13 protein-coding genes are annotated in these 12436 nt (G+C 56.3%); 2 read left to right on the forward strand and 11 right to left on the reverse strand.

Annotated elements, in window-relative coordinates:
* Window positions 1-43: 43 nt before the first annotated feature.
* The 10 genes from mdcH to bioH form a co-directional block, all read right to left on the reverse strand.
* Window positions 44-979 (reverse strand): malonate decarboxylase subunit epsilon, encoded by a 936-nt coding sequence (mdcH, locus tag LC431_RS12410; RefSeq protein WP_013573584.1) that lies wholly within the window; start codon window positions 977-979, stop codon window positions 44-46.
* A gap of 27 nt (window positions 980-1006) precedes the next feature.
* Window positions 1007-1633 carry a malonate decarboxylase holo-ACP synthase gene (locus LC431_RS12415; protein ID WP_217244484.1) on the reverse strand — a complete coding sequence of 209 codons (627 nt, stop codon included), beginning with the start codon at window positions 1631-1633 and terminating at the stop codon, window positions 1007-1009.
* 17 nt (window positions 1634-1650) lie between these two features.
* A complete protein-coding gene (locus LC431_RS12420; RefSeq protein ID WP_013573582.1) occupies window positions 1651-2613 on the reverse strand; it encodes an AEC family transporter in 963 nt (320 codons plus the stop codon).
* A 190-nt stretch (window positions 2614-2803) separates the two neighbouring features.
* Entirely contained in the window at window positions 2804-3619 is an 816-nt protein-coding gene (gene mdcE / locus LC431_RS12425; RefSeq protein WP_013573581.1) for a biotin-independent malonate decarboxylase subunit gamma, read from the reverse strand.
* On the reverse strand, window positions 3616-4458 hold the full coding sequence (locus LC431_RS12430) for a biotin-independent malonate decarboxylase subunit beta (protein WP_013573580.1): 843 nt from the start codon (window positions 4456-4458) through the stop codon (window positions 3616-3618). Before LC431_RS12430 ends, mdcE begins: the two co-directional genes overlap by 4 nt.
* The gene (locus LC431_RS12435; RefSeq protein ID WP_013573579.1) at window positions 4448-4750 is read right to left on the reverse strand and encodes a malonate decarboxylase subunit delta; all 303 of its coding nucleotides are present in this window, start codon (window positions 4748-4750) and stop codon (window positions 4448-4450) included. Before LC431_RS12435 ends, LC431_RS12430 begins: the two co-directional genes overlap by 11 nt.
* A gap of 40 nt (window positions 4751-4790) precedes the next feature.
* Window positions 4791-5648, reverse strand: coding sequence for a triphosphoribosyl-dephospho-CoA synthase (locus tag LC431_RS12440; protein WP_217217876.1), 858 nt, complete (start codon window positions 5646-5648; stop codon window positions 4791-4793).
* Window positions 5649-5653: 5 nt separating this feature from the next.
* Window positions 5654-7315: a malonate decarboxylase subunit alpha gene (gene mdcA, locus LC431_RS12445; protein ID WP_013573577.1), complete on the reverse strand. Its 1662-nt coding sequence runs from the start codon at window positions 7313-7315 to the stop codon at window positions 5654-5656.
* 307 nt (window positions 7316-7622) lie between these two features.
* Window positions 7623-7892: a YdgH/BhsA/McbA-like domain containing protein gene (locus LC431_RS12450; RefSeq protein WP_014333504.1), complete on the reverse strand. Its 270-nt coding sequence runs from the start codon at window positions 7890-7892 to the stop codon at window positions 7623-7625.
* A gap of 220 nt (window positions 7893-8112) precedes the next feature.
* Window positions 8113-8895 carry a pimeloyl-ACP methyl ester esterase BioH gene (gene bioH / locus LC431_RS12455; RefSeq protein WP_223509924.1) on the reverse strand — a complete coding sequence of 261 codons (783 nt, stop codon included), beginning with the start codon at window positions 8893-8895 and terminating at the stop codon, window positions 8113-8115.
* Between the two features lie 46 nt (window positions 8896-8941).
* Between bioH and gntX the strand changes: the two genes are divergently transcribed.
* Together gntX and nfuA are read left to right on the forward strand one after the other, a co-directional pair.
* Window positions 8942-9631, forward strand: a complete 690-nt coding sequence (gene gntX / locus LC431_RS12460; RefSeq protein ID WP_223509926.1) for a DNA utilization protein GntX — start codon at window positions 8942-8944, stop codon at window positions 9629-9631.
* A 97-nt stretch (window positions 9632-9728) separates the two neighbouring features.
* Window positions 9729-10304, forward strand: coding sequence for a Fe-S biogenesis protein NfuA (gene nfuA, locus LC431_RS12465; protein WP_013573573.1), 576 nt, complete (start codon window positions 9729-9731; stop codon window positions 10302-10304).
* A 55-nt stretch (window positions 10305-10359) separates the two neighbouring features.
* On the opposite strand, the gene malQ is transcribed toward nfuA, so the two are convergent.
* On the reverse strand, window positions 10360-12435 hold the full coding sequence (malQ, locus tag LC431_RS12470; RefSeq protein WP_223509928.1) for a 4-alpha-glucanotransferase: 2076 nt from the start codon (window positions 12433-12435) through the stop codon (window positions 10360-10362).
* Window position 12436: the final 1 nt, after the last annotated feature.

Raw genomic sequence — 12436 nt, forward strand, 5'->3', positions numbered from 1 at the left:
AAGGCTTTTATTCCGTAGTATCACCAACCTATCACGCCTTTAATCAGCGTTCGTTTTGCCGTAACCGTGTTGCGAGACGTCGCGCAACCTGCATACCCGACTGGCATAACGACAGCGCTTCGCCCTGCTCCATCGCGCGGCGTGTCAGGCCGCTCAGCACCGCGCCCGGCGGCATTTCAATCGCCAGCCGTACATCGCGCTGATACGCGGCAACCATGGCGTCACGCCAGTTGACAGTACGGGCCATGTTCATCGCCAGGTCGTCAGCGATTTTTTCCGGTTGCCAGTACACACGCCCGGTTGTTCCGCTGAGATAACCGCTGATCGGGCGGGAAATATGAATCTGTTTAAACGCCTCCACCAGTTTCGCCGCAGGCTGATCAAGCAGCGCACAGTGTGACGGCACACTGACCGCCAGCTGATGGGTTTTCTGTGCGCCCTGCGCTTTAGCGAGTTGCATCACCTGCGCCATCGCGGCATCGCTGCCGGCAATCACCAGTTGATCTTCCGCGTTAATATTCGCCAGATATACCGGCGATTCTGCACTGTTGACCTGCGCCACCAGATCTTCAACCTGCATCTGACGCAGACCGGTGATCGCCGAGAGGCCAAAGCCCTGCGGATAAGCCTGTTGCATCAGCTCACCGCGCAGTGCGACCAGACGTACAGCATCGCAATAGTCGAGCGCACCGGCAATCACCGCCGCCGGAAACGCGCCAATCGACAGCCCGCTGCAAAAATCAGCTTCGATTCCTTCGGCCTGACATTGTTTCGCCCAGACCACACCGGCAATCAGTAAACACAGTTGTACCGCGCGGGTGGAACGCAGAGCATCGGCGCTGTCGAGCAGCAGAACGTCTTCATCCAGCGCGAGGCTGGCCTGTTCGATGAGGGAATGCGTGAGCGGGTTATCCGGCAGGCGATGCAGCATTTGCGGCACCTGCGGCCCTTGCCCGGGGAAGGTAAATAAGATTTTCATCGTGCTCCTTGCTTCTTTTTGCGGGCCTTAGCCTGCCGGCGATTGCCACGGGTCGCGCACCAGCAACGGGCCGGACGCCGTTTTCAGCATGATGTCACCGCCACGCAACCATTCGCTGAGGGCAAATCCCCCCTGCGGCGTATTGATCTGAACATCGGCGCGGCAGGGAAGCCGCTGAAGCTGGTCGTAAAAATCGGAAAACTGAGAAGGTTCTGCCGGTGTGTCGCAACGCACCAGTAAATCGAGATCGCTGTCGGCATGCATCACCGGGAGATCACTGGCCAGCGCGTAGGCGCAACTGCCCGTCACCCCCCAAGAGAAAGGCAGTTGCAGACTGCATAACGTGATCAGCGCCTGCACCGGTTGCTGAGACACAAACGGCGAGTGCAAAAGTGCGTTGACGTCGCTGACCAGTGATTCCGGTGTGACAACCCGCTCCACCGCCGCCGGGTCAATCCAGGCGGCGGCTCGCTGAATACGGGTCAGCCCGCGAATACCCACCGGAACCGCACCGTCAGCACGCTTATCGCGACGCACTACCAGCGGCAGCGCAGTGCGCCAGCCGGTGTTTACCCATTCGGGTAAAGTGTCGTCGCTTTGCAGCGCTGAACGGTCGCTTATCCAGACAAAATCATGGGCACGCGGGTCACACATATTCAATCCTTCTTAAATCAATGCAATGCAGCGGTCAGTGAGATAAACAGCGGCAAAGTCACGATACACAATACGGAACTGATCAGCAGTGATGCTTCTGCATCCGGGGACTGCACACCGAAACGGTTACCGAACACGATACCGAAGAAACCGGCAGACAGCGCAATCATCAGTATTGCGGTCACAGCAACCTGACCGCTCAGGCCAAATGCCAGAACCAGACCCCAGGCGATGAACGGCTGGATCAGGTTTTTCGCCACACAAGACAACAACACCGGACCGTTAATTTTCAGTTTACGGGCTGACAGGATCACACCGGTCAGGAACAGCGCAGATGCGGTGGCTGACAGCCCCAGCGGCTTGATCGAAGCCAGGAAAATTTCCGGCATTTTAATGCCAATCGCTGACAGGATCACGCCCAGCAACGGTGCCCAGACGATCGGTTTTTTCACTGAACGCCACATCAGAACCGGCAGTAATGCCAGGGAAGATCCCTGATTTTCACCACTGAGACGCGCTTTTTCACGTTCAAGGATCAGCAGACAGAACGGCGTCATCAGCACGGAACCGCAGGCGATAGATACCGCGACGGAAAGTGACGTTGACGGCGCATCACCCAGCACGCTGCCCAGAATAGGCAAACCCAGTGCCGCATAGTTCGGCAGTGCGACAGTCAGCGTCAGCACCGCCGCGTCCTGCGCAGATTTTTTGAAGACTTTGGTGCAAATAAAGTAAATCGCTGCGTAGGTTATCCACATCGCCAGAACCAGCACCAGAATCAGCGGTGACTGTTCCACAATGCCCGCCCACGGGGTTTGTACGGTGGCTGCAAACAGCGCAGCAGGTAAAGCAAAATCCATCACGAAAATATTCAGTAAAGAGACATTCTGGTTATCCACCATTTTCGCTTTCCCGGCGTAAAAACCGAGGATCATGATGACGAAAATAGGGGCAAGCGCGTGCAATATTACGTAAGTCATAGCGTTTTTCCTGAGGCAAAAAATGATTGCTCAGTCGGCGCCGGTGCGATGGTTTTTTTAGTATGACAGTCCAGTTGCAGACAACAGCAGGCCCTCGCCCGGACGGTATGTCAGGGCGGGAACCCGCAATGCGGCTGCGTCACGCTGTTTGCAGGTGCGTTACCGGTTGAGACTGAAAGTTGTTAACGAATTACCATTCCTGGCGCATCTGCTGGCGAACGCGCTGCGAACTTGCGCGGTTTTCTGCACCCAGACGGTTGCTGAGGCTAACGCCTTCTTTGCGTGCGTCCTGGATGTTTTGCCAGACAACGTTTTGCACGTTGCTGATGTCGTCGGGTGTGGCCTTATCCGGATCAGCGATGTCGAGTAATTGCGACAGCAGGCCCAGCGTGGCGTAGTTTTCGATGTCGTAAGCCATCGGCGGAATGGTGGCAGCCAGTTTTTCCAGCGCATCCACAGAACGTAAGGTGATACGTGCGGCGGATTCTTTACCCATCGCGTGGATCATCACGCCGTTGTTTTTGAAGGCGATCAGTTTGTTAGCCTGATAACCGTGCGCCAGAAACGCACCGGACATCGCTTTACCGACAATCAGCCCGACCACCGGATGCCCGGCCAGACGCGCTTTGGCGTAAGCGCCTGCGGCACCGGCCAGCGCCTGATGGATACCGAACGCTTCTTCGCGTCGACCATAAGCCTGACTTGGTACGTCGATGACCGCCACGATGGCGCGTTTGGTGCTGGCATCCGCGTCGGCGTCAATCACGTCGTTAACGACTTTTGCCAGATTCCAGCCTTCGAGCAAACCGACTTCGCCGCCCGCTGCACGCGGATACTGGTTATTTTTGTCCGGCACCACGGCGATGAAACGTACCGGCTGGTCATTCATTTTGCCGTCAGCCGCTTTCACGGAAGGGCAAAGACCGGTTACCGGAGTGGCGTCTTTGGTCAGTTCAGCGAACCAGTAATCACCCCGGCTGGCTGCATTATTTGCTACGTTGCTCATGCGCGATCCTCCCGGTTAAACAAGGCTTCCGTCACTTCACGGCTGGCCTGCTGCGCGGTGTCAAAACCGGTCAGTTTTGGCAGGTAATAATCATAATTATCAGAACGATGTGTCGCAGGTACGCCCGCTTTAATAAAGGCCAGCACGCTGTCTTTCACTTCATTCAGGGAATCTTTCACCAGCGCATCAACAAACCCGCTGTGATAACGCACTTCGCCACCGGTCATGCTCCAGATAAACGGACGGTCGCGGGAATCGTATTCATCGATACCGGCTTCCTGTTCGATAACCTGCGGACCGTTCAGTCCCAGACGGGCTTCACGGGTGACAATCAGATAGCTGCACAGCGCGGCGGCAATCGACATCCCGCCAAAGCAACCAACAGTACCGGCAACGACGCCGATCACCGGCGTATAGCGGCGCAAATCAACAATGGCGGCGTGAATATCCGCGATCGCCGCCAGACCCAGATTGGCCTCCTGCAAACGCACACCGCCGGTTTCCAGCAGCAGAACGGCCTGCGTCGGGATGCCGTTACGGTTATCTTCTGCAGCCATTTCCAGCGCAGCAGCCATTTTGGCACCGGACACTTCGCCCATGCTGCCACCCTGGAAGCTGCCTTCAATCGCCACAACGACAGCAGGCTGGCCGTTAATCTGACCTTTGGCGACGACCATGCCGTCATCGGCCTGTGGCACGATGCCCTGCGGTTCCAGCCACGGAGACATAATGCGTTCGAACGGCCCGAGCAGTTCGCGGAAAGTGCCGGCGTCCAGCAATTTGCGGGCGCGCTGACGGGCGCTCAGTTCGATAAAGCTCTGATCAGTATCAGTTGGCATTTTCAGCCTCCTCAAAGACCTGTTCGATACGCAGACGGGCAACCCCGGGTGTGGCGCCAAAATCATTGATGTCGAGACGACCGGCCGGTAATTCACGCAGCGCACTCAGACGGTTAAAAAAGTTCTGCCATAAGGTATGGCTGCCGTCGACCGAGGTGGTGACGATAATGTTCAGTTCATTGACTGTTTTTGGTTCATACAGCGCTTCTAAATCGCCGGAACCTACCACGCCTGCTTCGGCACGGCCTGCCAGCGGTTTTGCCGCCGGGTAGTTAAATTCAAAACGTTCCATAACACCTCTTTGTACTGATGTTAGTTAATGCGTATCCGGTTCAGACCACGCTGACGCGGTCAAGAAACAGCGTCGCAGCCAGTAAATCAGCGGCACCGCCGGGCGATGTGTTGTCCGCCAGCATCCGGTGTTCGAGATGGCGCAACCGTTGTTTGCCCGCCATCGTGCTGGTGCCACCGGCTTCCAGCACGGCCTGCGCGCCCTGATGCATGGCTTCCAGCGCCGGTAAGCCACCGCGTGACAGCACGCAGGTGTCGGCCAGTGTGGACATCACCGCCAGTAAGGCATCGACCTGCGCTTCGCTTTCGCTGGCGCCGTGTGCCCGGCTGTGATGAAGCTGCGGCAGTGCACAACCGATAATGTGCGGGAAACCGCTTTGTGCCTCTTCGCGTGCACCCGGCACCTGATAACGCTGCACGGCGTGCGAACCTTTACTGAATTTTTTCGGGCTGAAAGCATCGGGCAACGCCGCAATTTTCGCGGCACGCTGCGCAATATGCAGCGGCAGTAAACTTTCCGGCTGCATGGCAACGGCGCTGACCAGCAACCCCATCGCCCAGATAGCGCCCCGGTGAGTATTCACGCCGCCGGTTTCCGCCATCATCTGCGCTTCGCCAGCACGACCTAAACGGCCCACTTCCTGACGCAGGGCGATATCCGCCGGGCGCTGCCAACTGTGTAAAGCCAGCAAATAGAACGTGGACGTCAGGCTGCGCGCCGAACGCACCATCAGATCTAAACTTAAATCCTGATGGGCACCGGCACTCCGGCTGTCTACCAGCCCCGGTTTCGGGCTAAGCCGCGCTTCGTCGATCAGCGCCTGCGTCGCCGTTTCTGCCAGCCTTTCGGCCAGTTCTTCCGCTGTGAGCAGAGCGCCAGTCGTTAAAGTCTGCGGCATAGTGATCACCAGCTACGGAATTTGGCTGGCGGGTTATACAAGCCGCCGGACCAGTCAACCAGCTCGCTCACGCTGCCCGCAGCCAGTAATGAACGGGTGGCGTCGGTGCGGCGGATGCCCATATCTTCCGGGAAGACCACCAGTTCCTGACGACGCAGGTCGGCGACGCGTTTGGCGTCAACGCCCAGACCGATGTCAGTGATACCGGCAACTGCCGCCACCATCGCACGGCGTTCTTCGAGAGAACGGGCGCGGTAAAGATAGGCGATACCTTCTTCGGTCAGCACGTGGGTCACGTCGTCGCCGTAAATCATCACCGGCGCCAGCGGCATACCGGATTCTTTACCCACATCAACGGCTTCGAGTTTCTCAACGAATGTCGGTTTGCCCCCGGCCTGGAAGGTTTCCACCATCTGTACGACCAGTTTTTTACCGCGTGCCATCGGGTCCGGCTCTTCAATCATGTCGAGCCAGGCTGGCGTGGAGTGACGGCGACCGTGCGGATCATGCCCCATGTTAGGCGCGCCCCCGAAACCGGCCAGACGACCGCGGGTCACGGTTGACGAGTTCGCCAGCCCGTCAACCTGCAAGGTCGAACCGATGAACATATCTACCGCGTACTGGCCTGCCATCTGGCAGAACGCACGGTTGGAGCGCATAGAACCGTCGGAGCCGGTGAAGAACACGTCAGGACGGGCGCGGATATATTCTTCCATCCCCATTTCGCCGCCGAAGCAGTGAACGGTTTCCACCCAACCGCTTTCGATAGCCGGGATCAGCGTCGGATGCGGGTTCAGTGTCCAGTGTTTACAGATTTTGCCGCGCAGGCCGAGCTGTTCGCCGTAAGTGGGCAACAGCAGTTCGATAGCGGCGGTGTTAAAACCGATGCCGTGGTTGAGCGACTGCACGTTGTGTTTGGCGTAGATACCTTTAATGGCCATCATGGCCATCAGCACGTGAACCGGTTTGATCAGGCGCGGGTCACGGGTGAACAGCGGTTCGATGAAGAATGGCTTGTCGGCGACGACCACGAAATCGATCCAGTCGCCCGGAATATCGACGCGCGGCAGATCAGTGTCTTCTTCAACCAGTTCGTTGACCTGCGCAATCACGATACCGTTTTTGAAGGCTGCGGCTTCGACCAGCGCCGGGGTGTCTTCGGTGCTTGCGCCGGTATACAGATTGCCTTTGCGGTCAGCTTTGAAACCGGCGATCAGTGCGATGTTCGGCACCAGATCGACGTAAAGACGGGAATACAGTTCGATATAGGTGTGGATCGCACCGATTTCCATCTGACCGTCTTCCAGCAACTGCGCGATGCGCAGGCTTTGCGGACCGGAGAACGCAAAATCGAGCTTACGGGCGATGCCACGTTCAAAGAGATCCAGATGTTCAGCGCGGCTGACGCTCGGCATGATCATATGTAAATCATGCAGCTTTTCAGGATTCACTTTCGCCAGTGATCGGGAAAGGAAGTCAGCTTGTTTTTGGTTGTTACCCTCCATCACCACGCGGTCGCCGGAGGCAATCAGCGTTTCGAGGATGGGGATAATTTTATCTGTGGGTAAAACTTTACCCTCTGCCACGGAACGGACACTGTCGATACGCCGTTGTTTTTCATTGCGGCGGGTGTCCCACACTTTCGTGGTCTGCGGATGTTGCGGCATGCCAAACCTCCCTGGGTTGAGCTTGCTGAATCTTTCCCGGCGTGATGAAACAAGAGGCATCGGGAAGTTCAGTCAAGTGGCGGTTGCATCACATTTGACCTGTTTTGATAGCCTGCTAAGTGTAAGCAGCGAAGAATATTGCATCAATTAAGCGTCCGGACACTTCGTTACGCTGAGAGTAACGATCTGACGTATTTCTTTAAAAACAAATTGATACAGAACAAAGAAAGAGAAGGAGCGCACAGAAAACGGGAATAAAAAAGGGATGCACAAAGGCATCCCGGGGTTCAGAGCAGCATAAAAGCGATTATTTGAAGACTTCAGCCGTTGCGGTGATTTTCTTCTTCTCCTGAGCCGCAATCACCACATAGTATTTGCCGCCCTTTTCATCAGCCAGTTTGGACAATTCTTCTTTCGCATCCATTGGCGCAGTGTATTCATTGCTGGTCGTGACCACGCCCAGACTGGTGTAACCCTTATCTTTGGCTTCTTCTTTCGAGATCATCTCTGCCGCCATCGCGTTGAGTGAGAATAACCCTGTCAGAATTGCCGCAACGATAATTTTGTTTGATTTCATGACATTACCTCTAAATTGGATGAATAGTTCTCAAAGAAAGCAGTCAGGATATGAACAGCGGGTGTATCTGCGCTGGCATGACCTTCATGGTTAAACGCCAGTAAACTCCCCAGAGACGCAAACAGGCTCGCGTAACAACTTACGCCCACCTTTCACCCCGTCATCATCGGCTTAAGTATTAGTCACCCTTGAGAATTAGCCAGAAAATTGAAAAAAATATTTACATTGGCTTGCAGTCTGCAATCAGGAAACGCTCGACAAGTTCACAAAACCTATCAGGGTGGGAGATAAACGGCGCATGTGCAGCCTTTTCAACGACTTCCGAACAGGAATCGGGCAGAATCGCATCCATCAGCGGCACCATTTTTCTCGGTACCAGCCCGTCGAGCGCACCGTAAATACGCAGGACTGGCAAGGTCAGTTGCGTCACCGGCTGGCGCAAATCCACGTTGCGTAAAATCTCCAGCCCGCCATTGAGCACGGCCACCGGCGGCATCGGCAGATTCAGGACGATCGATTTAAGCAGCCGCACATCCTGACGGGCGCTGTCGCTGCCCAGCGTCTGCAGCGCCAGAAAACGCTCAACCGTGCGCTGGAAATCTTCACTTAACTGATGCTGAAAACCCTGTAATACGTCCGGGCGGATCCCCGGCCAGTTTTCATGGGCTGCAAAACAGGGCGATGATGCCACGGTAATCAGTTTTTCCACGCGCTGCGGCGCACTCAGGGCTATCTGGCTGGCCACCAGGCCGCCCAGCGACCAGCCAAGTAATGCGCTTTTCTCCGGCATTGCGGCAAGCACGGTTTCCGCCATCTCTTCCAGCGTCATCGCCCCGAAACCCTCACTGCGGCCATAGCCCGGCAGATCAATCAGATGCAGACAAAATTGCGGCGCAAGTCGCTCTGCCGTGTAACGCCACACTTCGGCATTCAGCCCCCATCCGTGAAGCAGCACAAGATGGCGATCTCCTTCGCCGATAGTCTCCCGGTAAAGCGTATTCATAGCGTATTGTCCGTGTCTGTCTGATTGGCAAAAGGAACCCGCCGCTATGCTAACAATTGCCAGCCGCTGTTGGCTATGCCAGTGTCCGCTGCATCTCCCGGTTCAGGGCATTTGCAGTTTGTGCATGAAACATCTGCCGGTCGCACCGCCCTGCTGCCTGCGCTGCGGATTGCCCTCTTCCGGGGGCCATGCCGATTGCGGACGTTGTCTGTTAAAACCCCCACCGTGGGACGCGATGATCTTCGCCAGCCCTTATGAAATGCCGGTGAGCGGGCTGGTTCTGCGGTTCAAATTCTCCAGGCAACCGGAACTCGACACCACACTTGCCCGTTTACTTTTTCTGCGCTGGCAGGAACGCTACCGGATGAGCAATCTGCCCAGACCCGACGTGCTTCTCAGCGTGCCGCTGCATCAGAAGCGCTATTTCGCGCGCGGGTATAATCAGAGTGAATTGCTCGCGAAGCCGCTGGCACGCTGGCTGCATTGCCAATATCTGCCCGATGCCCTGAGCCGCAACCGGCGCACGCCGCCGCAGCAAAGTCTGACCGAGCACGAGAGAAAGTGGAATCTGCGCAAAGCCTTCACCTGCCATGCCAGCCTGCGCGATAAGCACGTGATGTTGCTCGATGATGTGGTCACGACCGGCAGTACTGTCAGGGAAATCAGCAAGATTCTGCGTAATCAGGGCGTTGCTTCGCTGCAAATTGCCTGTATTTGCCGGACTTTACAGGCGTAAGCACGTGCTGCTAACACACTGGCAACGTGAAGGGTGACGGGTAAAAACAAAGGGCGTATTATAACCAACTAGAGTAGTCAACTATTGAGCGAATGTTATGATCCTTATTACCGATGCTGCCCAAGAGCACTTTGCCAAATTGCTGGCAAGCCAGGAAGAAGGCACCCAAATCCGCGTATTCGTGATCAATCCCGGTACGCCAACCGCAGAATGCGGTGTCTCCTATTGCCCACCTGACGCCGTAGAAGCGACGGATACCGAACTCAAGTTCGAGAAACTGTCTGCTTTCATTGATGAATTAAGCGCGCCTTATCTGCAAGACGCCGTGATCGACTTCGTCACCGATCAGCTCGGTTCCCAGCTCACGCTGAAAGCCCCGAACGCCAAAATGCGTAAAGTCTCTGACGATGCGCCGCTGATGGAACGTGTTGAATATCAGTTGCAGTCGCAGATTAACCCGCAGTTAGCCAGCCACGGTGGTCGTGTTTCCCTGATGGAAATCACCGACGACGGCATCGCTATCCTGCAATTCGGCGGCGGTTGCAACGGCTGTTCGATGATTGATGTCACCCTGAAAGACGGCATCGAGAAAGAACTGCTGCAAAACTTCCCTGAGCTGAAAGGCGTGCGCGACCTGACTGAACACCAGCGCGGCGAACACTCCTTCTACTGATCACCTGCTGATCAGCCAGAACATAAAAAGCACCCTTCCGTTGGGTGCTTTTTTTTTATGCCTGCCTGCGCTGGTTTAAATCACTGAGCAGCGCATCAATATGCTCATCAGCAAACATGTCCTCCAGGGTTCGCGTCAGTTTGCGCCGCCAGTTGGGGTATTCGGTATTGGTGCCCGGCACATTCACCGGCAAATCCATGTCCAGCCAGTCTTCCGGTTGCAAACCCAGCAACGCGCTGGCACTGCCCGCCAGATAACGTTGCAAACCCAGGTTCAGCAGCGGCGTCATCGGCATGTTTTCAGCACTGCGGCTGATCGATTTCGGCACACACTGTGTCAGATGCAGCGCATTAAGAAGCCCCTGCTTGCTACGTTCACGTTCCCCGCGCAGTTTTTCCAGCACCTGCGGATCAGGATAAACGCCCAGCGACGCTCCGAGCGTTAAATCGCCCCCTTCCCAGTAGCCCCGCAACGTCGGTAAATCATGGGTGGTGACCGTTGCCATCGCTTGTGAAACATAATCTTCCGGCGGCCGGTAAAGGAAGTGTTTATCGTGCTCGAAATACAACACTTTGTAGGAATACACCCCGCTGTCACGCAGGCTGGCGAGGATTTCTTTCGGCACGGTACCGAGATCTTCACCAATCACCATGCACTGATGCCGCTGACTTTCCAAAGCCAGCACACCGAGTAAATCCTCCAGCGGATAACGGACATACGCGCCGCTGCCCGCCTCCTGTTCGGCGGGTATCCACCACAAACGCAGCAACCCCATGACGTGATCGATACGCAGTGCACCGCATTCCGCCATGTTTGCACGCAGCAAATCTATGAACGGCTGATAGGCACGGGCTTTCATTTCGTGTGGATCAATGGGCGGAAGCCCCCAGTTTTGTCCCTGCGGGCCGAGAATATCTGGCGGCGCACCGATGGTGGCATTCAGGCAATACAGCGCCGGATCGGACCAGGTTTCCGCGCCGCCTTGCGCTACGCCAACCGCCAGATCACGATACACGCCGATCGGCATCTTCAGCTCAACACTGCGCTGATAACATGCGGAAAACTGCATCTGCGCCAGCCATTGCTGCCACTGATAAAATTCAATTTCACCGGCGTAACGCTCGCTGAATTCCCGCACTTGTGCACTTTTCGCATCACGATAGACTTCCGGCCATACCGGCCAGCCCCACTGGCCTAAATCCAGATCGCGCAGATGTGTATGCAGTGCGTCGAACAACGCCTGCTGTCGCAGGCTGTCGCCACCAAGTGCGACGAAACGGCGAAAATCCTGCTTACGCGGGCTGTCTTCCGGCAACTCGCAAAACAGCGGCCAGGCCAGTTTGAGCGCCGCCGATTTAAGCGCCATCACCAGCGGATAATCGACAAACTCCGTGCTGCGTGCCTGCAGTAACGCCTCGCGCGTCTCTGTGGAATGCCACCAGTCTTGCGCCTCGCGACTGGCGGTAAACTCCTCCACGGCATTCACATCAATGTAGGTCAGATTCAGCCAGCGGCGGGACGACGGACTGTAAGGGCTGGCACTTTGCGGATTCGCCGGATAGAGCGCGTGTATCGGATTCAGCCCGACGAACGCCCCGCCGCGTTTCCCAACTTCTTCGACCATTTTTTTCAGGTCACCGAAGTCGCCTGCGCCCCAGTTATTTTCCGAGCGCAGCGTGTAAAGCTGAACCGTCGCGCCCCACAGTTTTTCCCCTGCCAGCAATGCCTCAGGCTCATAACAGCGCGGCGGCGCGACGATGATCCGGCAAGGCCAGACGTTATCATTTTGCGATAACGTCAACTGGTGATAGCCGGCAGGCAATGCAGCCCCGAGGTTCAACACGTTGCCTGTCAGGATTTCGCCCTGCGTCTCGCTGCCATTTTCCTGCGTCAGTTGCCATTGAAATGCGCCACTGCCTTCCGGCGTGAGCCACACTTTTTTGCCTTGTGTAAACACTTTGACCGGCGGCACGGGCGTGATTTCCGGCACGTCAGCCGGATCACGCCCCATCGCCGCCAGCAAGGCGACGCGCGTGTCATCTGACACCGTTTCCACGTCATCCGTCATATTAATGAAACTGTCTACAATGCCTGCCCGGCGCGCGGCCTCAGCGAGTTGCTTGTCCTCCATG

The organism is Rahnella sp. GSA61A (genome assembly GCF_019969905.1).
Taxonomy (GTDB): domain Bacteria; phylum Pseudomonadota; class Gammaproteobacteria; order Enterobacterales; family Enterobacteriaceae; genus Rahnella; species Rahnella aceris.

Bases quoted from the DNA above. Each gene is read 5' to 3' on its own strand.
- LC431_RS12435 (WP_013573579.1), bottom strand. From the start codon at position 4,750: ATGGAACGTTTTGAATTTAACTACCCGGCGGCAAAACCGCTGGCAGGC.
- LC431_RS12430 (WP_013573580.1), bottom strand. From the start codon at position 4,458: ATGCCAACTGATACTGATCAGAGCTTTATCGAACTGAGCGCCCGTCAG.
- malQ (WP_223509928.1), bottom strand. From the start codon at position 12,435: ATGGAGGACAAGCAACTCGCTGAGGCCGCGCGCCGGGCAGGCATTGTA.
- mdcE (WP_013573581.1), bottom strand. From the start codon at position 3,619: ATGAGCAACGTAGCAAATAATGCAGCCAGCCGGGGTGATTACTGGTTC.
- LC431_RS12440 (WP_217217876.1), bottom strand. From the start codon at position 5,648: ATGCCGCAGACTTTAACGACTGGCGCTCTGCTCACAGCGGAAGAACTG.
- mdcH (WP_013573584.1), bottom strand. From the start codon at position 979: ATGAAAATCTTATTTACCTTCCCCGGGCAAGGGCCGCAGGTGCCGCAA.
- gntX (WP_223509926.1), top strand. From the start codon at position 8,942: ATGCTAACAATTGCCAGCCGCTGTTGGCTATGCCAGTGTCCGCTGCAT.
- nfuA (WP_013573573.1), top strand. From the start codon at position 9,729: ATGATCCTTATTACCGATGCTGCCCAAGAGCACTTTGCCAAATTGCTG.
- LC431_RS12450 (WP_014333504.1), bottom strand. From the start codon at position 7,892: ATGAAATCAAACAAAATTATCGTTGCGGCAATTCTGACAGGGTTATTC.
- bioH (WP_223509924.1), bottom strand. From the start codon at position 8,895: ATGAATACGCTTTACCGGGAGACTATCGGCGAAGGAGATCGCCATCTT.
- LC431_RS12415 (WP_217244484.1), bottom strand. From the start codon at position 1,633: ATGTGTGACCCGCGTGCCCATGATTTTGTCTGGATAAGCGACCGTTCA.
- mdcA (WP_013573577.1), bottom strand. From the start codon at position 7,315: ATGCCGCAACATCCGCAGACCACGAAAGTGTGGGACACCCGCCGCAAT.
- LC431_RS12420 (WP_013573582.1), bottom strand. From the start codon at position 2,613: ATGACTTACGTAATATTGCACGCGCTTGCCCCTATTTTCGTCATCATG.